General features: G+C 68.5%; 28 protein-coding genes and 1 tRNA gene. 16 read left to right on the top strand and 13 right to left on the bottom strand.

The window, feature by feature from the left end; genetic code table 11:
- Window positions 1-258: 258 nt before the first annotated feature.
- Entirely contained in the window at window positions 259-960 is a 702-nt protein-coding gene (locus ACJJVL_RS12240) for a hypothetical protein (RefSeq protein ID WP_405219030.1), read from the top strand.
- Window positions 961-1,237: 277 nt separating this feature from the next.
- Here ACJJVL_RS12240 and ACJJVL_RS12235 read toward each other — a convergent pair.
- Window positions 1,238-1,321, bottom strand: a tRNA-Trp gene (locus ACJJVL_RS12235).
- 370 nt (window positions 1,322-1,691) lie between these two features.
- On the opposite strand from ACJJVL_RS12235, the gene ACJJVL_RS12230 reads away from it, so the two are divergent.
- Window positions 1,692-2,237 (top strand): GNAT family N-acetyltransferase, encoded by a 546-nt coding sequence (locus ACJJVL_RS12230; protein ID WP_405219028.1) that lies wholly within the window; start codon window positions 1,692-1,694, stop codon window positions 2,235-2,237.
- Window positions 2,238-2,460: 223 nt separating this feature from the next.
- Here the strand turns inward: ACJJVL_RS12230 and ACJJVL_RS12225 are convergent, their stop codons facing one another.
- On the bottom strand, window positions 2,461-3,168 hold the full coding sequence (locus ACJJVL_RS12225; RefSeq protein WP_405219026.1) for a response regulator transcription factor: 708 nt from the start codon (window positions 3,166-3,168) through the stop codon (window positions 2,461-2,463).
- Window positions 3,169-3,734: 566 nt separating this feature from the next.
- Between ACJJVL_RS12225 and ACJJVL_RS12220 the strand changes: the two genes are divergently transcribed.
- From ACJJVL_RS12220 to ACJJVL_RS12200, 5 genes are all read left to right on the top strand, one after another.
- A complete protein-coding gene (locus ACJJVL_RS12220) occupies window positions 3,735-6,644 on the top strand; it encodes an FtsX-like permease family protein (RefSeq protein WP_405219024.1) in 2,910 nt (969 codons plus the stop codon).
- Window positions 6,641-7,339 carry an ABC transporter ATP-binding protein gene (locus tag ACJJVL_RS12215; protein ID WP_405219022.1) on the top strand — a complete coding sequence of 233 codons (699 nt, stop codon included), beginning with the start codon at window positions 6,641-6,643 and terminating at the stop codon, window positions 7,337-7,339. The genes ACJJVL_RS12220 and ACJJVL_RS12215 overlap by 4 nt, the downstream gene beginning before the upstream one ends.
- Window positions 7,340-7,708: 369 nt before the next feature.
- On the top strand, window positions 7,709-7,936 hold the full coding sequence (locus ACJJVL_RS12210; protein ID WP_405219020.1) for a hypothetical protein: 228 nt from the start codon (window positions 7,709-7,711) through the stop codon (window positions 7,934-7,936).
- A 162-nt stretch (window positions 7,937-8,098) separates the two neighbouring features.
- A complete protein-coding gene (locus tag ACJJVL_RS12205; RefSeq protein WP_405219018.1) occupies window positions 8,099-8,749 on the top strand; it encodes a PepSY domain-containing protein in 651 nt (216 codons plus the stop codon).
- Window positions 8,750-8,796: 47 nt separating this feature from the next.
- Window positions 8,797-8,979 carry a hypothetical protein gene (locus ACJJVL_RS12200; RefSeq protein ID WP_405219016.1) on the top strand — a complete coding sequence of 61 codons (183 nt, stop codon included), beginning with the start codon at window positions 8,797-8,799 and terminating at the stop codon, window positions 8,977-8,979.
- 89 nt (window positions 8,980-9,068) lie between these two features.
- Here the strand turns inward: ACJJVL_RS12200 and ACJJVL_RS12195 are convergent, their stop codons facing one another.
- The 4 genes from ACJJVL_RS12195 to istA form a co-directional block, all read right to left on the bottom strand.
- Window positions 9,069-9,770, bottom strand: coding sequence for a hypothetical protein (locus tag ACJJVL_RS12195; RefSeq protein WP_405219014.1), 702 nt, complete (start codon window positions 9,768-9,770; stop codon window positions 9,069-9,071).
- A 100-nt stretch (window positions 9,771-9,870) separates the two neighbouring features.
- On the bottom strand, window positions 9,871-11,088 hold the full coding sequence (locus tag ACJJVL_RS12190) for an FAD-dependent oxidoreductase (protein WP_405219012.1): 1,218 nt from the start codon (window positions 11,086-11,088) through the stop codon (window positions 9,871-9,873).
- A 75-nt stretch (window positions 11,089-11,163) separates the two neighbouring features.
- On the bottom strand, window positions 11,164-11,982 hold the full coding sequence (istB, locus tag ACJJVL_RS12185; protein WP_405219010.1) for an IS21-like element helper ATPase IstB: 819 nt from the start codon (window positions 11,980-11,982) through the stop codon (window positions 11,164-11,166).
- Window positions 11,979-13,307 carry an IS21 family transposase gene (gene istA / locus ACJJVL_RS12180; protein WP_405219008.1) on the bottom strand — a complete coding sequence of 443 codons (1,329 nt, stop codon included), beginning with the start codon at window positions 13,305-13,307 and terminating at the stop codon, window positions 11,979-11,981. The genes istB and istA overlap by 4 nt, the downstream gene beginning before the upstream one ends.
- Before the next feature lie 380 nt (window positions 13,308-13,687).
- On the opposite strand from istA, the gene ACJJVL_RS12175 reads away from it, so the two are divergent.
- A complete protein-coding gene (locus ACJJVL_RS12175) occupies window positions 13,688-13,882 on the top strand; it encodes a hypothetical protein (RefSeq protein ID WP_405219006.1) in 195 nt (64 codons plus the stop codon).
- A 133-nt stretch (window positions 13,883-14,015) separates the two neighbouring features.
- Here ACJJVL_RS12175 and ACJJVL_RS12170 read toward each other — a convergent pair whose 3' ends face one another.
- Complete coding sequence (locus ACJJVL_RS12170; RefSeq protein WP_405219004.1) at window positions 14,016-14,408, bottom strand: hypothetical protein; 393 nt, start codon at window positions 14,406-14,408, stop codon at window positions 14,016-14,018.
- Window positions 14,409-14,458: 50 nt separating this feature from the next.
- Entirely contained in the window at window positions 14,459-15,457 is a 999-nt protein-coding gene (locus tag ACJJVL_RS12165) for a DUF2599 domain-containing protein (protein WP_405219002.1), read from the bottom strand.
- Window positions 15,458-16,072: 615 nt separating this feature from the next.
- On the opposite strand from ACJJVL_RS12165, the gene ACJJVL_RS12160 reads away from it, so the two are divergent.
- The 7 genes from ACJJVL_RS12160 to ACJJVL_RS12130 all read left to right on the top strand — a co-directional run bounded on the left by ACJJVL_RS12160 (window position 16,073) and on the right by ACJJVL_RS12130 (window position 20,386).
- Window positions 16,073-16,636: a hypothetical protein gene (locus tag ACJJVL_RS12160; RefSeq protein WP_405219000.1), complete on the top strand. Its 564-nt coding sequence runs from the start codon at window positions 16,073-16,075 to the stop codon at window positions 16,634-16,636.
- A gap of 122 nt (window positions 16,637-16,758) precedes the next feature.
- On the top strand, window positions 16,759-17,475 hold the full coding sequence (locus tag ACJJVL_RS12155) for a Pr6Pr family membrane protein (RefSeq protein WP_405218998.1): 717 nt from the start codon (window positions 16,759-16,761) through the stop codon (window positions 17,473-17,475).
- A 53-nt stretch (window positions 17,476-17,528) separates the two neighbouring features.
- Complete coding sequence (locus tag ACJJVL_RS12150; RefSeq protein WP_405218996.1) at window positions 17,529-18,248, top strand: Pr6Pr family membrane protein; 720 nt, start codon at window positions 17,529-17,531, stop codon at window positions 18,246-18,248.
- A 51-nt stretch (window positions 18,249-18,299) separates the two neighbouring features.
- Window positions 18,300-18,503 carry a hypothetical protein gene (locus ACJJVL_RS12145; RefSeq protein ID WP_405218994.1) on the top strand — a complete coding sequence of 68 codons (204 nt, stop codon included), beginning with the start codon at window positions 18,300-18,302 and terminating at the stop codon, window positions 18,501-18,503.
- Window positions 18,500-18,883, top strand: coding sequence for a type II toxin-antitoxin system death-on-curing family toxin (locus tag ACJJVL_RS12140; protein WP_405218992.1), 384 nt, complete (start codon window positions 18,500-18,502; stop codon window positions 18,881-18,883). The genes ACJJVL_RS12145 and ACJJVL_RS12140 overlap by 4 nt, the downstream gene beginning before the upstream one ends.
- A 9-nt stretch (window positions 18,884-18,892) precedes the next feature.
- On the top strand, window positions 18,893-19,660 hold the full coding sequence (locus tag ACJJVL_RS12135; protein WP_405218990.1) for an alpha/beta fold hydrolase: 768 nt from the start codon (window positions 18,893-18,895) through the stop codon (window positions 19,658-19,660).
- A 126-nt stretch (window positions 19,661-19,786) separates the two neighbouring features.
- A complete protein-coding gene (locus ACJJVL_RS12130; protein WP_405218988.1) occupies window positions 19,787-20,386 on the top strand; it encodes an ATP-binding protein in 600 nt (199 codons plus the stop codon).
- Between the two features lie 245 nt (window positions 20,387-20,631).
- Here ACJJVL_RS12130 and ACJJVL_RS12125 read toward each other — a convergent pair whose 3' ends face one another.
- Genes ACJJVL_RS12125 through ACJJVL_RS12115 form a run of 3 tightly spaced genes read right to left on the bottom strand, consistent with a single transcriptional unit; the run spans window position 20,632 to window position 22,663 of the window.
- Complete coding sequence (locus ACJJVL_RS12125) at window positions 20,632-21,207, bottom strand: DUF4303 domain-containing protein (protein WP_405218986.1); 576 nt, start codon at window positions 21,205-21,207, stop codon at window positions 20,632-20,634.
- A gap of 37 nt (window positions 21,208-21,244) precedes the next feature.
- Window positions 21,245-21,937 (bottom strand): hypothetical protein, encoded by a 693-nt coding sequence (locus ACJJVL_RS12120; RefSeq protein WP_405218984.1) that lies wholly within the window; start codon window positions 21,935-21,937, stop codon window positions 21,245-21,247.
- A gap of 6 nt (window positions 21,938-21,943) precedes the next feature.
- Complete coding sequence (locus tag ACJJVL_RS12115; RefSeq protein ID WP_405218982.1) at window positions 21,944-22,663, bottom strand: hypothetical protein; 720 nt, start codon at window positions 22,661-22,663, stop codon at window positions 21,944-21,946.
- 262 nt (window positions 22,664-22,925) lie between these two features.
- Here ACJJVL_RS12115 and ACJJVL_RS12110 point away from each other — a divergent pair, with 262 nt between their 5' ends.
- Window positions 22,926-23,411, top strand: a complete 486-nt coding sequence (locus ACJJVL_RS12110; protein WP_405218980.1) for an Hsp20/alpha crystallin family protein — start codon at window positions 22,926-22,928, stop codon at window positions 23,409-23,411.
- A gap of 60 nt (window positions 23,412-23,471) precedes the next feature.
- Here the strand turns inward: ACJJVL_RS12110 and ACJJVL_RS12105 are convergent, their stop codons facing one another.
- Together ACJJVL_RS12105 and ACJJVL_RS12100 are read right to left on the bottom strand one after the other, a co-directional pair.
- Complete coding sequence (locus ACJJVL_RS12105; protein ID WP_405218979.1) at window positions 23,472-24,068, bottom strand: hypothetical protein; 597 nt, start codon at window positions 24,066-24,068, stop codon at window positions 23,472-23,474.
- A complete protein-coding gene (locus tag ACJJVL_RS12100; RefSeq protein ID WP_405218977.1) occupies window positions 24,065-25,339 on the bottom strand; it encodes a hypothetical protein in 1,275 nt (424 codons plus the stop codon). The genes ACJJVL_RS12105 and ACJJVL_RS12100 overlap by 4 nt, the downstream gene beginning before the upstream one ends.
- Window positions 25,340-25,353: the final 14 nt, after the last annotated feature.

Below are 25,353 nucleotides of genomic sequence, written 5' to 3'. Positions count from 1 at the left end.
CGCCGGTGTCGGGCTGGGTGAGCGCCACCTGGTTGGCTCCTTCCACCAAGCGCAGCGGCCGCATGAACCGAGGGTGAGCGCCAGCGGCGCCAAACCACGCGATCCGCTGGCGCTCACCCGCACCAACCATGGCGCTACGCCGCACGAACAGGTGGCGCTCAGGAGGTCAAATACTCACACCCAGCTCTGCACCGCGCCACGACGACCCATCACTTCCAGCGCTACTTCCTCGCACAGCAACCCAAGCACCCGATCGACGTGAACCCGATCCTGCTCACCTGGTACGCCAACCGGCAGCGCGGGCACCTCAGCCGGCGCGCGCAGCTCGCCTGGCGCGCCGGCAGGGCCAACCTCGCCGCACCGCCAGCGCACCAGGTGAAGCTCAACGTCAAGATCGACCACCTCCCCGAGCACACGGCAACCCGCCCGTGTCCGCCGGCGGAGTGGGTGCCCGCGTTCCTGCCAGACAGCGAAGTGTCGCCGCCGTGGCGGTGTGACGCGATCGGCGGGGCACTCAACGCTCTCTGCTTTCTCGCGCTGGGCCGCGCCGACTCCTGGGCGGAACTCGCACTCGAGCTCTGCCTGCCCGTCGACATCCAACGTGTCGCCGCCGCACGGCTCCGACACGTCGCCGGCCACGACTGGCTCGACTATCTCCATCGCCTCGAAGCGCACTTCGAACGACTGGAGCCCGATCCCCCGGCCATCGACTATCGCGCCCGGCGCCGGACCGCGATCGACTACCTCGCCGTCGCAGACGCCTTCGAGACGGCCGGCCTCCCGGACGATGAGATCACGATCACTCAGTTCTGGGCCTGGTACACCTCCAGCCACCCCGCGCTCGCCCCGCCCGCCTACACGCCGGTCAGTCCAGGCGATGAAAACCGGCCGAGCGACAAAGCGGCCTTTGCGCTCGTCGCGGCAGCATTGCGACCCTCGAAACCGCGCCGGCCACCATGAAGGAACGAGCACTGGCGCATCAAGCCACGGCCCCTGCAGGAATTCATCGGCTACCTCGCCGCGCCCAGCCTCAACAGCCCACGCTCTAGCGACGAGTACGCCCACTCCGGCAACTTCGACTGGCCCGCTGAGGTGACCTGCGAACTCATGGTCGAGCAGACGCTCGGCTCGGTCGCGGCGGTTGCTGTCGAGCAAGAGGTCGCGCTGCAGTGGCAGCTCGACAGCCCAAGCCGGGGTGCGGACGGCCTCGTGGTTGCCGGCAGGAGATAGGGGTGAGTGCCGACGGCGGGAATCGAACCCGCACCCACGTCCGTGCAGCGCAGTTGGAATGCGCCGCGTCTGCCAGTTCCAGCCACGTCGGTCCGCACCGACCATAGGCCGTCCGGCTCTTCCCACGTTCGTGGCAGGTTCTCAGGGAAATTGTCCAGCAGGTCGCTGGACAATTGGCGATTCATTGCAGCTGGTTGGTAGCCGACGGTTCTCGCCAGCGGCGGCACGTGCCCGACTTCCTCTTCGTTCACGCTTACGATCGCCCGTTGGTAATGGAGCGCGCTGAAAACCGGGCCATCATCGGTTTCTACGAAGCACTGGGGTACGAGACGTCTGAGGTCAAAGTCCTTGGGCGCCGGCTCGCTGACTGATCAGGAGGTACCCCCGGATCTGGACGTACCCCTGCGGGATCGTCCTGCGAACAAAGTGGAGCGGACCGTCTGCCGCAATAGGGTCGACTCGTGATCGACCTCCTCGACCCCAACAAGCGTTCGCTGATGCCGAGCGAAGAAGCTGTTCGCGAACTTTATACGGCAGCGTCCGCGGAGTCTCCGCTGAGCGAGCCAGAAGCTGTGGCAGCTCTCTTCGCGCGTCTCTACGGGGTTGCCTTGGAACAAGAGGAAGTGACGGCGGCGGTCTCCCGAGACGATGGCGAGCTGACCGCGTTCGCCTACGGGCACCCATGGAGATGGGAGGAACAGCAGGACTCGTGGTCTCTTGAGCTTCATCGCAAGCTGGGAAGTGCTTCGGAGCTACTCGCGGCCACCCACGTGCTTTCGCTCTTGGCTCGACACCCACGCGCCGCGCGAAGCGCACTCGGTTCACGTGTGCTGGAAGCCTGGCTGACGGGAATCGGCGGCGCTCCTGTGTGGCTGCAGACGACAGATATGGAGTCGCCGGCTCTCCGCCTCTACGAAGCATTTGGGTTCGAGCCGATCGGACACGGACCCGACGCCCCGAACGGGAAGCCAGGGTTGGTCCTGTACCGGCAGGCGACTCCTCGCTGAAATACCCACGTCCCGGACGGGCGAGTCGGTGCTCCTCCGTTCTGGCGTCCACACACTCGGTCACCAATCACGACCCTTGCTGATATCCCCGGTATCCAGTTCCAGGTCCGCGCTCCGCCTGGCGGGCACCATCACGGGCTGCGGGGGAAGTGCCTGCTTGCGCGCACGCCACGCTGCGCAGCTCGTCGCCGAGCGAGGCGAATCGGCCCGCGAGGCGATGAGCTTAGCGCTGGAAATGGGCAGGGCGGACGATCCCGCGCTCATACGCGTACACAATCAACTCGTTCCTCGACGCCAGTTTCAGCTTCGCAAGAACGCTGCCCACGTGCGTCTTGACCGTCGCTTCTGACACGAACATCTCCTTGGCCACATCAGCGTTCGGCAGGCCTCGAGCGACGAGACGGAAGATGTCACGCTCTCGAGGCGAAAGCGACTCAAACCCTGGGTCGACGGGCTGCTCGAGCGACTCCAATGTGGGGCTGTCCGGTACTGCTCTGGGCCGACCAAGTGCCCAACCGGCAAGCGCGAGACCGACGCAGACGACAACGCAGATAGCAAGGCTCTGAATAGCCTCGGGAGATGGCCATGGCGATCCCGTTATGGTGCCCTCTGTCCCCTTGAACGAAAGCGCCGGCACAGCGAGCAGTGCCGCGACCGCCAGGGCAGCAGCGATCACGCCTGCCAGATGGATGCCGCGCCTGCCCGTGCGCACATAGCGGCTGATGGCGACTGCGGCTGGCACGAGGATCAGGTAAGCGATCCAACTTGTCTGCCCGAGCCGCGCAGGCCAGAAGAGCAGCTGAGCGACGAGAACGAGTCCTATCGCGACCATGCTCCAGCTCGGTCGGGACCGGCTCATCGCCACCGCAAGAGCAAAGACGGTGACCGCGAACACGGCGTACGGGCTTGTCGTGAACGTGTCCTCACGCATAGGGACTACGTCTAAGAGGGCATGGTCCCGCTCTCGGATCCACCAGGCCGTGAGCAAGATCACCGAGATACAAGGCATCACCGCATGCCGAATCCATCGCTTCATACGCACAACGTAGGGCGCTGCGGCGCGCAGTTTCGACAACTCGGCCAATGTTCCACCGGTCGCCGCGTCGCTCATCCGAAAGGAGGAGGGTCAGTAGAAGGTCGGAAGCACGGGCGAAGGCGTTCAACTACATCGATCCGTCGTTCGCCTCGAGACAGCAGGGCATCCGCTGTGCAGAACGGAAGACTGTGAACTCGCAGGCCGGGCACCGCCGGCACTTGACTAACCCCCAGCGAGGATCGCACTCGGTTTCGTTGGTGAACAGCGATGCCGGCCAGGGCGCATTCGGTTGTTGAGCCCGCGGTCGGGGACTACTGCCGTCGTGAGAAGAGCACGACGTCCGAGGCACAGTTCGATAACGAAAGAACGGATGCGTTACCCTCGCGCCATGCGCATGTGACGATGAGCGCGTGCGTGCGTCGACAAGTCCCGGGCCTTTGCGTCGTGCACTGCGTTCCCGGTTGACTACCGCATCCACCGCCCTGCTCGCGATGAGCCTGCTGGCGAGCGCTGGCACCGGCACGGCGGCCTCGGCACAGTTGCAGGGCCTGCTCGACGAGAATTGGCGGGGCGCGTACGACCTGCTCGTCACGGCGCCCGGCACCGAGTCAGAGCTCGAGGGGCTGATGTCGCCGTCGGCCCTCGGCGCGCTCGAGACCCGCATGACACTCGACGACCTCACGGCCGTCGTGGCGATCGAGGGCGTCGAGGTGGCGGCGCCGCTGGGGTCGATCACGGTCGGCGTCGAGCATGCCGCTCCGCGGCTCTACCTCACCGCGCCGATCACGCCGGGCGATGCGGTCGAGGATCCGCAGGCCTATCGCCTCACCCTCACGTACACGACCGACGACGGCCTCGGAGAGCGCCTCGTGGAGCAGGCCGTCGTCGGGGTGGCGTTCGACGACGCCGACTTGCCGACCGAGACTGAGATGAGCGCGGAGCAGGCAACGGCGATGGGGCTGGGCGGCACGTGCTGGGTCGCCGGCGTGGGTTATGAGATCACGGCGCCCGAAGCCTCATCGTGCCGCATCATCGCTCGCTTCGCGCTGCAGGTCGAAGGGCCGAACGGCGCGGGTCAGGCGTCGACACGCGTCGAGGGCGGTCACGCCATCGTGCCCCTCGACGCGTTCCCCGCTGTACCGCCGACCGTTGCGCTCGTCGATCCAGTCGCCGAGCAGCAGCTGCTGGGCGACGCCGGCGCCTTCCTGCAGCCGCTCGTCGAGCTCGCGGGCGTCGAGCAGTCGATCGAGTCACTCGCCGAGCGCTCGGCTGCGGAGCCGAACGCGCGGACCGATGCGCTAGTGCGCGAAGCGGAACAGATCCGCCAGCAGCGCGCCGAGATCACCGGGCCCGACGGCGAGATCGCGTCCGAACTGGCGCCCGCCGGCATGTCGCTCGATCCCGAGCCTGTCGTGCCGGTGCTCACCGCGCCCGTCCAGCAGGGCGCGCTGCGGCTGAGCGTGCGCGTCGAGGAGGGCTTCGCCGCACCTGACCCCGCAATGGGCAGCGTGCCGCGTGAGCTCTTCGGCGATGCGCCCGGGCAGGTCGTGCACGAGCAGGAGCTCGATGTCTCATCGCTGCTCAACCCCCTGGGCATCGATTCGCTCTCCGTGCCGCTCCTCGGCGGCGAAGCCCCGACCGTCGAGAGCGACCCGCGCGGCAGGACGGCCGGCGCCGGGGTCGCAGGCACGGCCACGAGCTCTGCGCTGCCGTTCGTCGCGCAAGGCGAGGGCGTCGCCGTGACGGCGAGCGAGTATCTCGAGTCCGAGTTGCGGTGGGATATCCGTGACGGCGCTCCGTTCGCTCCCACCGCCGACGGCAGCGCGCTCGGTGCCGAGGCGATGTACCGGCAGATCATCGACGCGCAGGTGCAATCAGGTATGCCCGGCAGCGAGACCGCGATCGCGATGCTCGCCCCCATCGCCGACTATGACGCTTCCGCCATTGCCATCGACGACTCATCGCTCGGCTACGCCCCACTCGGCTCGTTCGACCAGGTCGAGACGACGATGGTGGCGGATGCCTCGGGGCAACCGGTCGAGCCGGTGCCGCTCGCGCCGCCCATCACCGGCTTCGGCATCACCAACCCGGTGCCGACGGTGGTCGCCGACATCTCGCAGGCGCACCTGCTGCAGGTCGACGACCCGATCTCGTCGATCAGGGTGCGGGTCGCGGGCATCGACGGCGGGTACACGCCGCAGAACATCCAGCGCGTCACGGAGGTCGGCCAGCGGTTGGTCGAGGCGGGCTTCACCGTCACGATGGCGGCGGGGTCCAGTCGGCAGGACGTGCCGATCCAGGTCGGCGGCTACGCCCACGGCGTCGCCGCCGATGCGGCGGAGCCAGCCGATGCTGTGCAAACGGTCGGCGCACTTGGCACGGTCGAGCAGCGGTGGCCTTCGATCGGTGCGGCGCAGCGCGTCGAGGCGGCGGTCGTCGGCTCGACGATCGGTGTGTTGGCGCTCGCTATCGGCGCTGCGACGCTGCTGTTCGGCGTCGTGCAGCTGGCAGGTGTCGCGCCGAGGCGGCGCGATGCCGCTCAGCTCGCGCGTCTGGGGTGGCGGCGGTCGCGCATAGCCCGGCGTTTCGCGGCAGAGGATGCGGTGACGCTCGGGGTGCTAGTCGCCGCCGGCATCGGTGCGATCGCGCTCATGGCGACGCAGCGCATCGGCAACGTGGATGCCGCGACGCCGTCGATCGTCGGGGCGGCATTGGCCGTCGCGGTCACCGTGGCGGTCGTTGCGCTTGCGGCATCGGTGCCGCGCCTGCGAGCAGCTCCTGCGCCGCCGCGCGCCCTGCGCGTTGGCAAGCACGCGCCTGTGCCGACACCGCGGATGCTCGCGACGTCGACCGTCGGCTTCGGCATCGGCCAGACGCGGCTGCACCTCGGACACGCGCTTACAGTGCTGATCGCACTGGTGCTCATCGGCGTCGCGACGGCTGCCGCGTGGACGGTCGTGCAGCAGGGCATCGCCGCTGCAGGCAGCACCGAGCTCGCCGATGCCTCAAGCGCCCGGGCGCTCGTCGTCCAAGCTGTGCTGGCGGCGATCGGCATCGTCTCGGGCGTCGTGCTGGTCGTGCTCGCGCGCCGCCTCGACGCACGGCTCCGCGCCAGTCAGTGGCGCGCGCTGGAGGCGATGGGGTGGGGGCGCCGACGCATCTGGTCGGCCCGCGCCACTGAGTTGATCACCGTTGGCCTGCCCGCTATCGCCGTCGCGGCGCTGCTCGGCTGGGTGGGCGCTCCGCTCGTCGCTGCTGCCGATCCGCCGCCGAGCACGCTGATTGCGGGTGCAGCCGCCGCGGCGGCGCTCTTGCTGCTGCTCGTGCTGCAGCGCACTCACAGCAAGACCTCCTCGAAGGGACGCGCATGACGACCACCCACTCGGCCGCCGCGACGAGCGGCTCCGCAACGGTGCATCCAGTGCTCACACTCGCCAGCGTCACAATCGCCTACCCGGTCGCTCTCGATCGCATTGTGACAGTCATCGAGGGATACGACCTCGCGCTCGAAGTTGGCGGCTTCCACTGCCTAGCGGGTCGGTCGGGATCGGGCAAGACCAGCGTGCTGCGGGTGGCGGCGGGGCTCGCGACGCCGACCGTGGGCAGCGTCGCATGGGCGGGAGAGCGTATCGCCGACCTGCCCGAGCATGTGCTCGCCGATCGCCGCAACACCTTCCTCGGCTACCTCGACCAGGGCGGAGAGCTGCTGCCCGGGCTCACGGCGCTCGAGAACGTGCTGCTGCCCGCTGTGCCGACTCGCACGGTGAAGCGGATGACCCCGCGCGCAGTCGAGCTGCTCGAGCACGTCGGCGTCGACCACCGCATGCAGCACACGCCCGACCGGCTCTCGGGCGGCGAGCGGCAGCGCGTCGCGCTTGCGCGGGCGCTCCTGATGGAGCCGGCGGTCGTCGTCGCCGACGAGCCGACCGCGAGCCTTGATCGCGAGAGCGCCGACACCGTCATCGCGCTGCTCGCCGGGCTCGTCGATCACGGCGTCGCGGTGCTGGTGGCCGCTCACGACCCACAGTTGATCGCCGCTGCGGCGTCGGTGACGCGTCTGGACTGAGCGAGTCTCAAGACCGCAGCGGCCCTGCCAGCCGGCGCCTCCAAAAGCCCCCCGGCGGGCAACGGGACGGTCACGCGGCGCCTGCGACGCTCGCGCTTCTAAACGCGTTCGTGAGCCGTGTAGATTCTCAATTTCGATGGCGCATTCTCAATTTCGTGGCGCAGCGCATGCTTGATGTATGAGCGGCGACCAGCTGCTGAAGCCGAGGTTCTCTACCTCACCGAGGACGACGAGTCGATCGACACGACACTCGCCAAGGTGGACCTCAGTCGCGTCGCTTGATCCAGACCGGTCCGTCGAGTCCGGTCCTACGCGCGACAGCGGCACTACTCCGGGCTGTATTGGTCGTTCAGGAACCGCGATCACGTCGTGTACGAGAGTCGACTCGAACTCGCGAGGCTGCTGGTCGCCGACATCGATCCGGCGACGCAGCGCATCGCCGCGCAGGCGGTGCAGCTGCTCGGAGCAGGCGGCTCGCGTATGCGCCGGCACGTTCCCGACTTCCTCATCGTCCGCGCCGACGACTCTCCGCTGGTGGTCGATGTGAAGCCCGCACGGTTCGCCGTCAGGCCCGAGGTCGCGGACGTTCTCCGGTGAACCGCGCGGCTGTGCTCAGTGCGCGGACTCGACTATCAAGTCATCGACGGCTTGCGTTGTACCCCGAGCTCTCGTAGCGTCGAAGGCCATGTGCACCGCACGCCCGCTCGATGGTCGCCATCGTCCTCGAGCCGGGCCGGTGCCAGAGGATCGGAGAGTTCGATGTCATCTATGTTCCCGCCTCGCGGCACCGTCGGCGCGATCGCCGCGATCGTCACCGTCGGCGCGCTCGTCGGCTGTGCGTCGGGAGCTGGCGCGCCTGCCGATCCCGCAACGACGCCAACTGCGGAGCAGATGAGCGCCGACCCTGGCACTTCCCCGACCACCGAGCCGAGCCAGTCCAGCAGTGACGGCGCCGTCGACGAGCACCCGGGTCCCAATGCGGATCTGCGTGAGACGCAGCTGCCGGTTTCCCCGGAGGATGCGTGGCAGACCGCGAACGACGAAGTCGGCGCAGGCTTCGTCTACGGCATCGAGCTCGACTACGACGAGACAGATGCCGCATGGGAATGGGAAGTCAACATCCTCGACGGCTCCACCGACTACGAGATCGAGATCGATGCGGTGAGCGGCGAGATCGTCGGGCAGAAGTCGGAGTCGACGAGCGATACCGAGGAGCCGATCGACCTGAGCGATCCGATGACGTACGACGAGGCGCTCGAGCTCGCGACAGCAGAGGTCGACGGCCCGCTGGTGGGCTGGAAGCTCGAATGGGACGACGGCATGCGCGAGTACCAGTTCGACCTGATGCGCGGCGGCGAAGAGGTCGAGGTGACGGTCGACGTGGAGTCCGGCCAGGTGACGCTCGACTGACGCAGCGTGATCGCGCTCGCCGAGCAGACAGCAGTCCGGCGGACGGCTTGGCGCTCGAGCTGGCTCGCCATGACGACGCCACAGCCGCCGTCGGCGGCCTCGCCATCACCGAGATCATCCGCCTGGTCCACAGCAGCGACGCCACCGTCATCGCCCACGGTGGCGAAGTTCTCGGCGCATACACGCTCACGACATCGCTCACATATGAGTCGGGACATCGTTCACATTGAGGGGTGTCGAAGTCGCGGGTCATCGTCTTGTCCGGCTCCCGCCAGGGCACGTACAAGGCGGAAGCGGCTCGGCGCGTATGGCGCCGCGGTCAGTACTGGGACAGCCCTACGACGTGGCTCAAGATTGCAGCGGTCGTTGCCGCCGCCCACGACTTCACCCCGTCCTTCGCCCCCGCCTTCGACGAGTCCGCAACCTCGTCTACAACTCCGCTCATGCCGTAGATGGCGCGCTTCATCGTCGACGGCTTCGCATCGGAAGATGCCACCGATCGAACGTCTGCGATGGCATCCTGGACGGCCTCAACTTGGTCGGACGACAGGTCATCGCAAGGAATGCTTCGCTCCGCCTCATCGAGAGCTTCCAGCAACTCTCGTGAGCCGGCTCCGTTGAACTGCTTCATCTTGTTGTGGTCACCGATGGAGAACTGGTTGGTTCCGCCGTGCACCACGATCTGAGGCTGCGCGAACGAACGCGCCACCCTGCCCTTCCGAACCAAAGTCGCGTCCCACTGATCCTCGAAGTGCGACATAGGGGCCTTCACGAAGTCATACCTCGCGATCGCGTACTCGATCACGCCCCCACGGGGATCGTTGCGCTCCAGCAAGTCGCCTTCCTCCACCGGCGCCGTGGCGGGGAAGACCGCCTTGTCCCCCTCGAGCATGACCTCGATACGGAACGCCTTCCGATCCCCTGACGCGGGCCGGATCACTACATCTTCACCGTCGAAGTTGCGGTACAAGCTGCTGACGTCACGGATTCCCGACACTCGCTCCAGCTCGTCGCCTGTCATGCAGCGAACACTAGCCCGGGGCACTGACCTTGGACCGAGTTGACAGAGCCAATCGCGATCGCGACCCGCGGCTTCGTTACTCAGGCGACACCGCTGACGGTCAGTGGCGCATGAGAGTCCTGCGGTGGATGGCTTCACCGATTACGCCGGCTGCGGCAAGCGCGGGACGGGCAAGCGTCCTGGCTGCCGGCCTTGCAAGAGCTTGCATTGCGCGGACGGGTCCGAGCGATGCCCGGATCGCTGGTACGGCCCATGCATCGACCTGCGCTTGGTAGTGGGTGATCGCCTCATCGATGTCATTGCCAGCGAGGAGTGCGTCAGCGAGCGCGCCGGCGGAGCGGATCGCAGTCGAGCCGGCACGTCCACCCGTAGGCGGCATCGCGTGCACGGCGTCGCCGATCGCGGTGATCCGCGACGGCGCCCAGGGAAAGCGCGGGGCCGTCGGGGACGCGGCTCGGAAGGTGAACGCGGCGACGCGATCAAGGTCAGAGGCGTCGATCTGCGATCGCACCCATGGGTGCCAGGCGTCCACGAGGCAGCGCGAGCGTGTGACGAGTTCACCCGCGGGCGCATGCGCGACGTCGCCGAGCATGTCACGACGAGCGATCAGTCCCCACACCAGCGACGGCGGCCCCACAGCGTCTGCGAGTTCGGCCGGCACCGGGCCGAGCCCGCGCGAGGCGAGCGAGAGGAACATGCCCAGGCCGCGATGATCAATCACCAGCGCCGGACCGCGCAGCAGAAACTTCGGCAGGGAGCCGCGACCTTTCAGCGGTGCCGATCCGGCGATGCCGACCAGCCCCAAGTCGCGGCTCGTCTCGGCCCTCGCGATCGAGCGCACCGTCGGGGAGCGTGCGCCCTCCGCTGCGACGATCACATCGCCCTCGATGCGCGTGCCGTCGTGCAGCGTCACGATTCCTCCGCCGTCGAGAGCCTCGGCGGCCATCACTGTCGATGAGAAGCGGATGCGATCGCCCAGTCCGTCGACGAGCAGGGTTCGCAGCGCCCGCCGTTGGCACAGCATGCGGTCCTGCCCATCTGGCTCGGGCGCGACGACGATGGGTTGCAGTCGCGCATTCGCGATAGTGAACTGCGAGAACGTCGACGGGCCATCGGAGACGTCGCGGATCCGGCCGACCAGCGAGGCTGGCAAGTGCCGCTCGACGACCGCCACCGCCTCGGGTGTCAACGCGATGCGATAGCCGCCCGTATCGGCCGCCTCACTGTCACGATCGAGCACGATGACATCGGCATGACCGCGCAGCGCCTGCGCCAGCACGAGCCCGCCCAGACCGGCCCCGCAGATCACCACTTGCATAGCCCGAGTTTGTGACGGCGCTCAGCGAATTTCCCCGGAGTTGCTCACCGAAGTTCCCCAGGTCGCGTGGTCAGGCTAGTGCAGGTTCGTGCCCGTCGTGGCGCGTCGGAGTTCGTCGGCTGCGGCGTGGTGGTTGCGGAGCCGGTAGGAGGCTCCGTCGAGGGTGACGACGACCGATCGGTGCAGGAGCCGGTCGAGCATGGCGGCGGCGACGGTGGTGTCGCCGAGGATCTCGCCCCAGGCGCCGACGGGCCGGTTCGTGGTGAGCACGATCGAGGTCTTCAGGTAGCGCTGGTTGATGACTTGGAACAGTGCTGAAGCGGCTTCGCCGGGCAGTGGCAGGTAGCCGAGTTCGTCGATGATCAGCAGCGTGGGGCCGGCGAAGAAGCGCATCATGGTCGACCACTTGCCCTCGATCGCGGCGCGGTGGCAGCGGGCGGCGAGGTCGGCGGCGGAGGTGAAGTAGACGCGGTAGCCGGCCTCGACGGCAGCGTGGCCGAGGCCGGTGGCGATGTGGGTCTTGCCGACGCCGGGCGGGCCGATCAGGAGCACGTTGGTGGCGGTCTCGAGGTATCGGCAGGTGCCGAGCTCCGCGAGCAGGTTCTGGTCGATGCCGGAGGCTGCGTCGAGGTCGAAGTCGGTCAGCGTGGCGCCGGCGGGGAGGTTCGCGAACCGGAAGCGGCCGGTGAGGCGGCGCGCGTCGGTCGCGGTCACCTCGATCGCCAGGAGCCGCTCGAGCGTGTGGGTCAGGGACCAGCCCTCGGCGGTGGCTTGGTCGAGCACGGACGGGAGGGCCTCGGCGGCGTCGGCGAGCTTCAGCTCGGCCAGGTGGCCGCGCAGCTGCTGATAGGTGCTCGCGGCCGTCTTCGCGGTCACGGTGGTGGTGGTGGTCATGGGAGGGTGTTCCTGTTCTTCGCGGCCTGCTCGTAGGCGGCCAGGTCGATGACGGTGGTGGTCGGCGTGGTCTCGCCGGTGAGGATGGCGGCGGCGGCCAGTGCCGCGCTGCCGGGTGGGATGCGTTCCTTGCGCCGGTGGGGCCGTCCGGGTGGTGCGGAGGCGAGCGCGATCGTCTCGAGCGCGGTGACGTGGCCGGTGTCGCGGATCGTGACGCCCAGGCCCGGCTCGGCCAGCCGGTGCCGGGCGACCACGACCCCCGAGGCGGTGGCGATGTCGATCACGGCAGCGCCGAGCCGGTGCTGGACAGTCACGCGCGCCGCGGCCAACTCCGGCGGGACGGAGTAGCGGTTGCCGCGCCAGTCGATCAGCGCCTGCCGGGTCGCGGTGCGCTGCTCCGCCACGACCACCGGGAACACGGCCGGCGGCAACGGCCGCAGCCCCTCGGTGGCGCGCATGGCCGCCGCAGTCGTCGTGCCGTGCTTGCCCTCGCGTCGCCGACCATCTTGGCGGCGGGCGAACGCCTCGAGCGAGACCTGCGCATGCTCGGCAGTGACTTCGTCGGACAGGTTGCGCCACCAGCGTTGGGCTGCGGTGTGGTTGTTCTTCTCGACCACGCCCTTGCGGTTGCCCGAGCGGGGACGGCAGACAACCGCGGTCACGCCGTGGTGCTTTGCGAACGCGGCGAAGGTCGGCGTGAGGTCCCCGGTGGCGGGGTTCAGCACGGTCCGCATCCGGTCGAACCACCAGATGCGAGTGAGGCCGCCGTGCAGTGCCAGCAGGGCCGTCATCGCCGCCAGCAGGTGCGGCTCGTCCATCGAGGGCGAGAGCACCGCGCGCCAGGAGCCGGAGTGGGCGAGCGAGCCGACCAGCGCGTAGGCGCGCTTGGTCGGGTAGCCCCAACCGGTCGGTGCGTCGGGTAGCTCGACCCAGTCGAACTGCGTCTCCTCGCCCGGCGGATGCTCGATGATCGCGTTCGCCCGCTTGGTCACGTGCGCGCACGCGATGCATGCCGGCCGCAGCCTGCGGGCGCGGATCTGTCTCGTCAGCGTCGGATACGAGCCGGTGAACCCCAGCCGGTGCAGCTCGTCCAGCAACGTCATCGCCCAGAGGTGTGGATCCTCGACCAGCCTCGCCGTGACGTAGTCGACGAACGGATCGAACGGGTCCGGGGATGCTCGCTTTCGGATGCCGGGTTGGCGCTCACCGGCGAGGTGGGCGCGGATGGTCTTGCGGTCGTGGTTTGTGCGGCGGGCGATCTCGCTGATCGTCATCCCCTGCCGGTGCAGAGCGTGGATGTCCACGCTGCTCCTCTCTGAAAGCATGAGAAGAGGGCCTCCCTCGGAAGCTGGTGTGTGGTCAGAGACCACCAGCATCGAGGGAGGCCCGCCTCATGCGACGGAGCGACCCAGGGTGGGGAATTTCGATGAGCAGAACTGAGGAATTTCAGTGAGCGCCGTCATTTGCCCGCCGGGCGCGTTCGCCAACAGTGCCTGCGAGGGGCCGTCGTTGACGATCGTCTTTGGGGCCGCGGCCACCTCGAGCACTTCACACTTAAGGTCAACCAGAGTGGCGGCGGGATCAGACCAGCTGACGCAGCCCGCGCCTCACCTCAATCCGTGAAGATCTGGGCGCGCGGCCGCTCCTGCAAAGACACACGCAGTCACCTACAGTCGCGCCGCCCACCGAGGATTGCGACACGAACGTGAGCATCGAGGACCGTCGACACCTCCTCAACTTCCGCGGCATCACGCGGAATCGCTGCGACACGCAGCGCGAGAACCTACAAGCAGCAGCAACCGACTGGGGATTCTCAATTCCGGTGGCGCATTCTCAATACCGTGGCGCAGCGGTGTCGCACGTTCTCATTTTTGTGGCGCAACGCTTCCTGGAGGCGTGACCGGCGGCCAGCTGCTTGACACCGAGGTTCGCTACCTCACCGAAGACGATCGTTCTGGGAACGTCGGCGGACTTCGACGAAGCGGGGATGCTCCTGCACTAGGACCATCCCCGCTTCAGTGTGGAACCTCGCGTCAATCGCCGCTGCCGGTCCATGTCCCTTCGACGACCTGCAGCAGCTGGAGCCGCTCGTCGGGCGTTAGCGTGTCCTCGAACTCGATGACAAAGCGGTCCGACCGGTAGAAGTCGGCGTCGCTGTAGACGACGGACTGGCGCGCGAGGTCAAGCGAGTGATAGCGGTAGATGGCGACGCCATCGCCGACTACGCCCTCGACGCATCCACGTCGGTCGCCGCAGGCATCCTCGCTTGGGTCCGAGGCATTCGCAAAGCCGGGGACGCTATCGCGCACGACGTCCGCAAGGGTGATTCCCGGACGCGAATCGTCGGTCAGCCAGCGCACGAGTGCGGCGCCGCCGGTCGTCAGCAGCACTCCCACCATGAATGCGATCAGCGCCAGCAGGAGCACCCGAGCGACGGATACACCCTTCCGTGGCGGAGCCGGATGCGGCATGGTGCTCACCAGTTACACCGGTGGGCGAAGACGTTCAAGTAGTTGCCATTCGTGGGGCGAGAGAGCTCAAGATCCCAGTGGAAGCCAGCGCCGATGATGGCCCGTCCCCAGACCGCGTGGCACTGATACTGCTGTTGGAGACTGACGCTGTTCCTCACAGTCGCCCATTGCGACGTGAACTCCGCCAAGCCAGCAGAGCCCATGATGAAGAGTCCCTGCGGAGACAGTCCCATGGCGACACCCCAGGTGGTCAGGCGGCCGGAGTATACGTTCTTGCCCGCAAAGGTTCCGTTGCGATTGACGGTCATCGGGCTGAAGAGTCGCTTGCCAAACCAGGGGTCGGCCGCGATCGGGTACTGGTAGTCACCAGAGGTGTGCTCGACAACCTGAGTGATCTCGGATCCCTGCACGACGTAGTGGGTGGGGACGGCTGTGCCAGCGGCGTCGTATGCCCATGCCGGCGCCACACCGAGCGCTAGTTGGCCGTCCGCGCCTGTGGCCAGGAGAGCTCCACCTTCGTCCTGCGTCAGCACTGCGCCCTCGGGCAGGTCGACGTCGATTGCGTATTCCGTCGGCGCGTCAGTCGTCTCAATCACGAACACGACCTGCAACGATCCATCGGCGCGATTGAGCGGCACCGTCAAGGAGTTGTCCCCGTTGTCGATGACCTCGACACCATCCTGCGAAACGCTCACTGTGGCCGCATCCTGTGCGGCGAGCAACTCGAGCGACAGCGGATTCTCTCCGAGCGCCGACACAGACACGTCCAACACGTCCTCAATCGCCGCGAGGTCACTCGACGCGCTTCCCGGCGCCACGAGATCGGTCGCGCCATCCGTGGTGACGTCCTGCATAACGGGAATCTCGGTCGGTACGGACTCGAGGATCTGGACGATGTCATCGGCCTCGGAGCCAGTGGCATTGGCGGTAGTTGCGCTGAGCAGCGATGCCGCCATTACCGCCGACAACACAGTGGCGGCGGCGCGGAGCCGAATCTTGGTCATCCGGTCAACTTTCTGTCGAAGCATTGAGTCAACGCGAGACTATGGCCGCTACTCGGCGCGCGAGATAGAAAGCACGTAACGGATTGGTCACGAAGGGGCTGGGGCTCCGTCACCATGGAAGCTAACGCTGACCGACCTCGCGACTGTCGTCGCGGCGCCGGAGCACCGCTGGAGGCTCTTCGACCACGCTCAGCCCGCAACCCACTTCGACCAGTGACGGGGCTTGCTCCGACCGGCGCCAGGTAGGGCGCCAACCTGCACACAGCCGGATCGCCCCGAGCTGAGGAATGCGACACGAACGTGAGACTCGCGGGTACCCAACGGCCCCGCGACTTCTCCGGAATCACGGGGATCTCGTGCGACACGGAGCGTGAGAACCTACAATCGATTCAGAACCGATGTCGAAGCACGGGAGGAGCCTCGTGGCTTGCGGATCGCGAGAGAACGGGGGCGTACACTCTCGCTGACGATCGAGAGGGGCGGGCGATGCCGACCTTGCGGAGAGTCTGGGCCGCCGTACCGCTCGTGATACTCGCCCTGACCCTCGCGGCCTGTCAGCAGGGCGCACTCTCCCCTTCGACGCCGAGCCCGTCCATGTCGCGCCCTCCGGCGTCGATGCCAACGGCTTCTGCCACGGCCGTCACGCCATCGGCGCCCCCAACGCCCACCACGGAGGCCGGACCCGAGTCGACGCCGATGCCGCCAGCGACGCCGCGCTCCTGCGCGGATATCGCGGATGGGCCGTTCACGACCGAGTGGCAGGCCGACGGCTACGAGCTCGAGGCCTGGGACGGCATCATGGTCGGCGGACCCGACATCTACGACGGTGCGCTCGTCGATCATCTGTCCGTGCACTGCATGCTCTGGACCGAAGATCGTGCGCACGGCCCCCACGTCTACGTCGAGCTGTACGAGGGTGTCGACGTGCCCGTCATCCAGCGTCATCCGAACGCCGGTGACGAGCGCGACGTCGCCTACACCGCGCATGGCGACCTCGACGTCGTCACAACGGAGTCCGACGCCGCAATCGGCTCCGCCGAGTACCTGCTCGGGCACGACGATGTGCTGCTCCGCATCTTCACGAACGCGTACACGGGCGATCCTGCCCGGCTGTCCGCGAAGACGCTGGCATACGTCGTGATGCTCTCCGTCTTCGGCGATCCCACCGTGCCCGAGTAGAGAGAGGCTCGCCCGCACTGTGGCAGCACGGGCGCAAGCACCTCCTGCGAGTCACCAGTGCACGACCCGCAGGACTTCCTCAGGGCTCGAGCAACCCTCAGGACTCTGCCTAGGGTGGAGGAGTGACTGTCATCGAGGACCTGCACACCGCGATCGGCCGCCGGCGGGGCGTGCTGCTCGTCGGTCGCATCTCGATCGGAGCGTCGATCCTCGTCTCGGTGATCGGACAGATGGCGACCAGCCTGACCTTCTGGCACGAGCAGGGCGCACACAATGTGACGCAGAACGCCGTCAACTACCTGTCGTTCTTCACGGTCGAGTCGAACATCCTGTCGCTGGTGCTGCTCGGGATGCTGGTCGCGGCACAGCTCGGCGGCCCGCGCCTCGGACGCCGATTCGACGTGCTGCTGCTGGGCGCGACCAGCTACATGGTCGTGACGGGCATCGTCTACAACGCGCTGATGCGCGGCATCGAATTGCCACCGGCCGCGACGCTCGACTGGGCGAACGAGGTGCTGCACCTCATCGCTCCGCTCTGGATGGTGATCGACCGCATCGCGAGCACGCGCGAGAGCGAGCTGCGGTGGCGCGACGTCGGCACGGTGCTGCTGTTCCCCGCGACCTGGCTCGCCTACACGCTGCTCCGCGCGCCGGGGACGCCCGAGGAGGCGATCGAGAATCCCTACTGGTACCCGCACCTTGATCCCTCGACCTACGACGAGGGGTACTTCGGGGTTGCGACGACGTGCCTCGCGGTGACCGCGCTGCTGGTCATCGCAGCCGCCGCGCAGGTCGCGCTCTCAAGGTGGCAGCGTCTCAAGCGCAACTACGCTTGCTGACACCGCGACGGGGCCCTCCCTCCGCGCTGCAGCCTGAGCACGCAGGAGCCCAGATGACGAACGCCGCACCGGCCCCGGCCGCGTCCCAGCCCTCGGTGGTCCGCCGGGTCGTGCTCATCGGACGCGCGTTCACGGCGCTGCTGATCCTGGCGGCGGTCATCGGCCAGCTCATCACGAGCATCACGTTCTGGACGGCCCGCGGCGACGCGTCGATCCCGCTCAACTTGCTCAACTTCTTCTCGTTCTTCACCATCGAGTCGAACGTGCTGGCGATGGTCGTGCTCGCGGTTCTGGTGGCGGCCCAGCTCGGCCGCCCGCGCATCGGCCGGCGCTTCGACGTGCTGCTGCTGAGCGTCACGACCTACATGGTGGTCACGGGCATCGTCTACAACACGCTGCTGCGCGGCATCGAGCTGCCGCAGGGCGCGACGCTCGGCTGGTCGAACGAGATCCTGCACCTCGTGGCACCGCTGTGGATGCTGGTCGACTGGCTGCTGAGCTCGGGCAAGCGCGACGTGCGGTTCCCCGATCTCGGCATCGTGGTGATCTTCCCCATCGTGTGGCTGAGCTACACGCTGCTGCGCGGGCCGTTCACGCTCGACCAGGCGACCGGCCGCGACTGGTGGTATCCCTACCCGTTCCTCGATCCCGCAACGCACGCGAACGGCTACGTCGGTGTCGCCATCATGAGCGTGATCATCGCGGCAGCCGTGGTGCTCGTTGCCGCGGGGCTCGTGGCGATCGCCCGCTGGCGCCGAGGCGCGCGACGCTGAGCTCAGCGATTCGCGCCTGCTCGTCGGTGTCACGAGTGATACCATCACGTCATGGCCATGACACTGCGACTCACGGATGACGAATCCGATGCTCTCCGCCGCCGCGCCGAGCTCGAATCGCGCTCCATGCAGGACGTTGCACGGCAGGCGGTCCGCGATTACATCGAGCAACGCAGCCGCGCGGAGCTGCTCGAGCAGGTACTCGACGACGAGCTCCCCCGGTACGCCGAGGCGCTCGAGCGACTCGGCGAGTGATCTTCCTCACCCTGGCCGAGCTGTTGCGCGTCGCCGAGCGCGCGCTTGGTGCTGCAGCACCGGTGCGGGATCTCGGCCTGCTGGAAGCCGCGGTCGCGCGACCGCAGACAACGCTCCTCGGCAACGATGCCTACGCCACGCTCGACCTCAAGGCGGCGGCGCTGCTGCACTCGCTCGCGCGCAACCACGCGCTCCTTGATGGCAACAAGCTTCTCGCACTCGCCGGAACGATCGCGTTCCTCGGTGTCAACGGGCGCAGGCTCGAGCTGACCAACGACGAGGCCTTTGATCTGATCATGGCCGTCGCGGCTGGTGAGCTGGAGACGGTGGAAGAGATCGCCGCCCGGCTCGTCACCAGCCCGCGCGCCCCGCGTGGATAGCGTGGAGCCATGACGGGCGCGCTCCACACCACGCAGCTCGGCGAGCAGGGCTCCCGGGTCACCTTCTGCCACGGCCTGTTCGGGCAGGGCCGGAACTGGACGCAGATCGGCAAGTCGCTCGCCGACCGGCATCGCGTGACGCTCGTCGACATGCCCAACCACGGGCGGTCGAACTGGACGGAGCGACTCGACTACCTCGAGATGGCGGATGCGGTGGCCGGCCTGCTCGAGGAGCCCGGCGCCCTGGTCGGCCATTCGATGGGCGGCAAGGCGGCGATGCTCGCGGCGTTGCGGCACCCGGAGCGCGTCGAGCGCCTCGTGGTCGTCGACGTCTCGCCGGTGCAGTACCGCTCCACTGACGAGTTTCGCGGCTTCATCGACGGCATGCTCGCCATCGACCTCGCGCAGATCGCGTCGCGCGCCGACGCGGACGCGGCGCTGAGCGAGGCGGTGCCCGACCGCGGCATCCGCGGCTTCCTGCTGCAGAGCCTCCGCTGGGAGGAAGAGGGATGGCGCTGGCTGCCCAACCTCGAGGTACTACGCCGCGACCTCGACGTGCTGCGCGGCTTCCCCGCGACCGACGCCGTCTACGACGGGCCGGTCCTCTGGATCGGCGGCGCGAACTCCGGCTACGTGCGCGATGAGTTCGCTGACGCGATGGAGGCTCGCTTCCCTCGCGTGCGGCGCGTGACGATCAAGAACGCTGGCCACTGGGTGCACTCCGAGCAGCCGAAGGTCTTCACCGAGGTGCTCTCGCGCTTCCTCGGCGACGCCTGACCCGCGGGCGCCGGCGCGTGAGCGGCGGCCCGTCGCTGCCGCGACAACCTCGGAAACGGCCAGCGACAAGCCTGCGTGCGCGGGCAGCGCGCGCAAGCACCGCGCGCATCCGGCAGACTCGTCCCTATGCCTGCGCCCTTCGAGCCCCTCGCCAAGCTCGTGCTCATCGGAGGCGCATCAGGCTCCGGCAAGTCGCGCATCGCCAGGCACTCGGGGCTTCCCGTGCTGCGGCTCGACGACTTCTACCGCGAGGGCGACGACCCGGAGCTGCCGCGGCTGGAGTCGGGCGAGGTCGACTGGGATCACCCCGGCAGCTGGCACCGCGACCGGGCCATCGACGCACTCGAGGAGCTCGCGCGCACGGGCCGCACGACCGCGCCGATCTACGACATCTCGCGCAGCGCATCCGTGGGCGAGCACGAGGTGACGCTCGGCGGCGCGACCCGCTTCGTCGCCGAGGGCATCTTCGTGAGCGAGGTCGTGGCAGACGCCGATCGGCGGGGCATCCTCGACGACGCCATCGTGGTGCACCGCTCGCGCTGGGCGACCATGGGCCTGCGGTTCGCGCGCGATCTGCGTGAGCACCGCAAGAGCCTGGCGTTCCTCGTCAAGCGCGGCATCATGCTCGCCGAGCGCGAGCCGGTGATCGTGCGGCGGCTGACGGATGCCGGATGCCGGCCCATGCGCGTGCGCGCGGCACTGCGCATGCTCACCCCCGACCGCTGACGCGGCCATCGCGGCGCCCACCCCAGCGCGCAGCATCGCCGCGACGAGCCCCGGCTCGCAGAGATGTCACGATCGGCTGCCTTGAGGCGCCGTTGCGAGCCGATGGTGACAATTCTGTCGCGGGACGTCGCGGGGCGACGTCCCGCAGCGTGCAGCGCGCTGTGCATTGCGGCACGCTGCGCCTTGCGGCACGCGCAGCCCCGCGCACTCGCGGCCCGTGCACGCCGAGCTCGCTCCAGCTGCGGCTACGTGAGCTGCAGGAACGCGCGCAGCTCCGCGACGCCGGCGTCATCGTTGAGCGGCGAGCTCCACGCTGCGAGCTGCACCTCATCGACATCCGCATCGAGCGGCATGAAGACTTTGGCGGCGGCGGGCCACGCGTCGAAGAAGCCCTCCCGAGCGGATGCAGCCATCGCGCGCGCGATCGCGCCCCACACGGCGAAGCGAAACTCCTGCATCCCGGCGACCCCGAAGCCCACCTGCGGCGCCTCCGGTGCGACCTCGAGCTTCGCTTGCGCCAGCTGCTCGCGAACCGAGGCCAGAGGGTCGGCCGAGTCCGAGCCTGCGAGGTCGAGATCCCACTCGCCGATGTGCCACTTGGAGTCCAAGGCGAACTCCGGGTCTTCCGCGACCATGCGCTCGAGATTCGCGCGCGAGTTCGCGAATGCCACGATCGAGCCGGCGTCGGCGTCGGTTGCGATGCCGATTCCGGCGACATCGTCGGCTGGCCGTGCGGCCACGACCGCGAGCAGGGCCGCCTCGAGCACGGGCTTGACGTCGTCCGAGAACTGCTCGGACCAGGCCGCAAGGTCAGTGTTCATGCGGCGACTCTATTGGCGGCCGCCAACGTGCGACGACTCATGGCCGGCCCCCGAAGACATCTCTCCCCGAGTTCCGCAGTGCCTCGATGACCGCGTCGCGCCCGAGCGCGTCGGCTTCCTGCAGATTGCGAAGCACCGCGCGGGCGTTCGCGATGTTGTGCTGTCCGGCGACGTTCGGCGCCCATGTCAGGTTGTGAGGTCCCGTGTACCAGTCGATCCTGTTGCGCTCCAGGATCTCCTTCATCTGCGCGGCCACTGCCTGCTGGCGCGCGCCCACGCCCCTCTTGAAGACGATGTGGTGACCATGGGGCGCTTCCATGTCGGCCGGCGGCCGACCGTGATACTCGGCTGTCAGACGGCCGAAATCGGGAGCGGGAATCTCACCGGACTCGACCGCGGCCTGGCGGGCGGCAGCAGTAGCGGCGTTGGCGGCTTCCGTGTCGACATCCGGCCAGGTGTCTCGAGCGTGCGGACCGTCGGGTGCGGATGCCGGCTTGTTCAGGCCGTTCGCGTCCGGCGAGGAGGGCTCTGGCGTGTGGTGACCCGGCGCGCGGTCGGGCTTGCGCTGCGCGCCGGCAAGCTCGGCATCCTTCGCCTCGATCTGGCGCCGGATCTGCCGTGTCTTCGCGCCGAGCTTGGTCGACTTCTGCGAGACGGCCCTCGCGGCCTTGGGCGCCAGCTCCTCGATGACGTCGAAGGCCTCCTTGAGGATGATCTTGATCGTCGACATCCCGTATCACCCTGTGAAGATCTGGCAGGAGGTGATCTGGGCGATGAAGTCGTCGGCGAGCCGATCCTGATCGGTCGCGTTCGCATCGAAGTCGGCGGCGGCGGCGTCGAGCGCATCCAGGTCCGCCTCGAACTTCGAGACATCCCCGATCGCCCCCTCGGTCACCTCCGCCTCCAGCATCGCCGTGATCCCATCCATCATCGGTCCCTGCAGGGGCTCGATGATCATGGGCAGCAGCTGCTGTGCGAGCTGATCGACGGCGATGTTCGTCAGCACGTCGAGCGCCTTCTTGCGCGCGACGAGGATCGCCGCGTTGGCCGCCAGCGAGGCACCGAAGGTGAAGAATGCGCCCGCGACGGCGGCGGCGATCTGCGCGGCCGTGATCACGAGCTCGGCGATCACCTTGACCTTCAGGGCGACGACCGCCTCGGCACCGATATCGATCCCACCCGCTACGGGATCGAGCGCATCGATCAGCTTCGCGATGTTCGAAGCCCTGTCGGTGTCCCACGCGTTCGTGAACGAGCTGGAGACCTGCCCGTGCACGGCTGCGCCGACGCCGGATTTCACGCTCTTGTCGGCGACCTCGACCGTTCCCACGATGTCGTCCTTGAAGGTGCGCATGATCTGGGCCGCGCGCCGCATCTCGTCCTCGTCGAGCGGGGGCCAGTCATAGCCGAGCATGTCGAGCACCCACACCAGCTCGCCCGGTAGGTTCATCGCCATCGGGGGTGCCTCCCATCGTCATCGTGATCGTATGGCGGCGCCGCGCGCCAGCGCGATGGGCAGTCCTGCCCATCGTCTGCCGCAGCAGCAGTCGTCGCACGATGCATCCGTCGCCCTCCCGGTGCCGTGCTGAGCGTCTCCCCAGTTGGAGATTGGCACTCTCATAGGGAGAGTGCCAATACTGGAGACGGCCCCGAGACGGGCCGCGACAGACACCGGGTCGTCGCGCAGGGCGACGACCTCAGACCAGGAGGAGGTTGTCATGGCGCTGACCTTTGATCCCTTCCGCGAAATGGATCGCATGGCGGCTCGACTGCTCACGAGCGGCGGCACGCAGCGCTCGGCGAGCTGGATGCCGATGGATCTCTACCGCTCCGACGATCACTACGTCGTGAACGTCGACCTGCCCGGCGTGGACCCCGGCTCGATCGACCTGGACGTCGACGCGAACACGCTCACGATCCAGGCCGAGCGCACCATCGGTGCCTCCGAGGGCACGCAGTGGCTCGCGCAGGAGCGGCCCGCCGGCCGCTACATCCGTCAGCTCGGGCTGGGGAGCGACGTCGACCTGGAGAAGATCCAGGCAACGTACGAGCACGGCGTGCTGATGCTCACGATCCCCGTGGCCGAGCGCGCGAAGCCCCGCAAGATCACAATCGAGCAGGGCAGCGGGCAGACGGCGATCGACGCCGACAGCCAGGAGGGCCGGTTCAGCTCGTCGACCAGCGAGAGCAGCTCGCCGGCGTAGCGCTGGCGCGCCGCAGCACCGCAGCACCGGCCGGGCGGCACCTGCCGCCCGGCCGTCGTGCTACGCGGGCACGGCGGCCGCCCGTCGTGCCTCACGCCGCGCGATCGCGAGCCAGGTGCGCGGGCCGGCCAACCAGCCGATGAGCGTCGACGTGAGGATCGACAGCACCACCCAGGTCGACGCGATGATCCAGAAGCCGACCACGCCCGTCAGCAGCACGAGCAGCCCGAGCAGCCAGCTCGACAGCGTCGACAGCACCGCCTGCAGACCGGTGCCGATCGCCGCACCCCGGAACGTGACGGATGTCGCGCCGACCACACCCGCCGCGCGCATCCGCCGCGTGCTCAGCCAGCTGCCGAGCGCGATCGCGCCGACCGCGAGCAGCACGAGCACGAGCACGAGCGGCGCCAGCCAGCCTGGCTGCAGCTGCTCGATCCAGTCGATGACGCCGCGCCCCCATTCGACATCGTCGAACAGATCGATCACGGCGGCGCGCAGGATCACGAGCACGAGCGCCGACACGAGCAGCCCCCAGACGAGGCTCGCGCCCGCCGCCACGAAGGCGAGGCCGACGGCGCCCGCGGACTGCACCGCAGCCTTCTGGCTCGGGCTCAGCGGATCGGCCCGCTCCTGGCGGCGGATGGGCCTGCGACTCATCGCAGCGCGCTGCCCGGGCCGGAGGGATCGCTGCCCCGCCTCGACGGCTCACCCCGCAGCCGCACGTCGGTGAGCTCCGCCTCGTCCGCGGCGCGGGCGGCAGCCTCCTCGGCCTCCGCGAGCGCGCGGAAGTCGATGCGCGGCTGCGCCTGCGACCAGAAGAGCCAGCCGAACAGCAGCCCCACGCCTCCGGTCAGCACGACCGCGACACCGAGCTGCCAGAACAGCACCTCCCACATGGTGCCGGTCGTGAGCGACGCCTGATCGTTCGCGAGCACGAGCACGAAGCCGCCGATGAGCGCGGTCGGCCACACCACCATGCCGATCAGCCCCGTGGCCGCCGTGGTGCACAGCCAGGCGAGCCAGGTGGAGCGATGCGGCTTCGCGAGCCCCGCGGACCTGCCCCACATCGCCTGCAGCAGCCATCCGAGCGCCAGGATGCCCCCGCCCACCAGCAGGCCGATGAGCGCGGACGCCCAGACCCGATCGATCATGGTCCAGCGCGCGATGATCGCGGTGAACGAGTCGGCCTCGAAGTCGCTCGAATCGCCCGAGCCATGCAGCAGCAGCGCGAGGGCGACAATCAGGAAGAACGCGGTCAGCAGGTGGGTCGCGAGCGCCATCACGGTCTGGCCGAGCCAAGCGCTCAGCAGCGCGGTTCGCCGCTGCTTCGGCGTCCACGGCACGCGTGGGGGCGGGGGCGGCGGCATGGCCGCGTACAGCGGTGCGCCGTTGAGCACTGGCCCATACGGCACAGGCCCGTACGACCCAGGCCCGTACGACCCAGGCCCTGGTGCATAGCCCGCTCCGTAGGGCCCTGCCTCGTGCGGCCACGGCCGTGCAGCGGCGGGATGCTGCGGGGGCGGGCCCTGCCGCTCAACCGGCGCACCGGCGAACGGCATGCCCGCCGCGGGATTCTGCACCTGCCAGGCCGTGGGCACGAAGCGCGTCGGCATGGATTCTGCGACGGCCGGCGCGAAGCCCGGCGGGAGCAGGCGCCCGGGCATGCCACCACCGGGGTTCGCGATCTGCGATCCGGGCGCACCGACCACACCCAGCCGGGCTCGCCGTGCACTCGCGCGATCCCGCGCGCGGTTCTCGATCGCGGTCGACGGCACGAGCGCATCGCGGCCGGGCGCGGACCGGCGCGGGCGCTGCTTCGCCCTGCCAGCGGCGGCCGCTCGCGCGGCTGCATCCGCGGGCACCGGGCTGTTCGCGCCGGGTGGCGGCGGAGCGCCGGCGGGGTCGGTGGCGTCGCGCGGATCCGTCACGATCGGTTCGTCTT

Source organism: Agrococcus sp. Ld7, assembly GCF_045064095.1.
In the GTDB taxonomy this organism is placed as follows: Bacteria; Actinomycetota; Actinomycetes; order Actinomycetales; family Microbacteriaceae; genus Agrococcus.
This window is presented reverse-complemented; position numbering and strand designations above follow the sequence as displayed.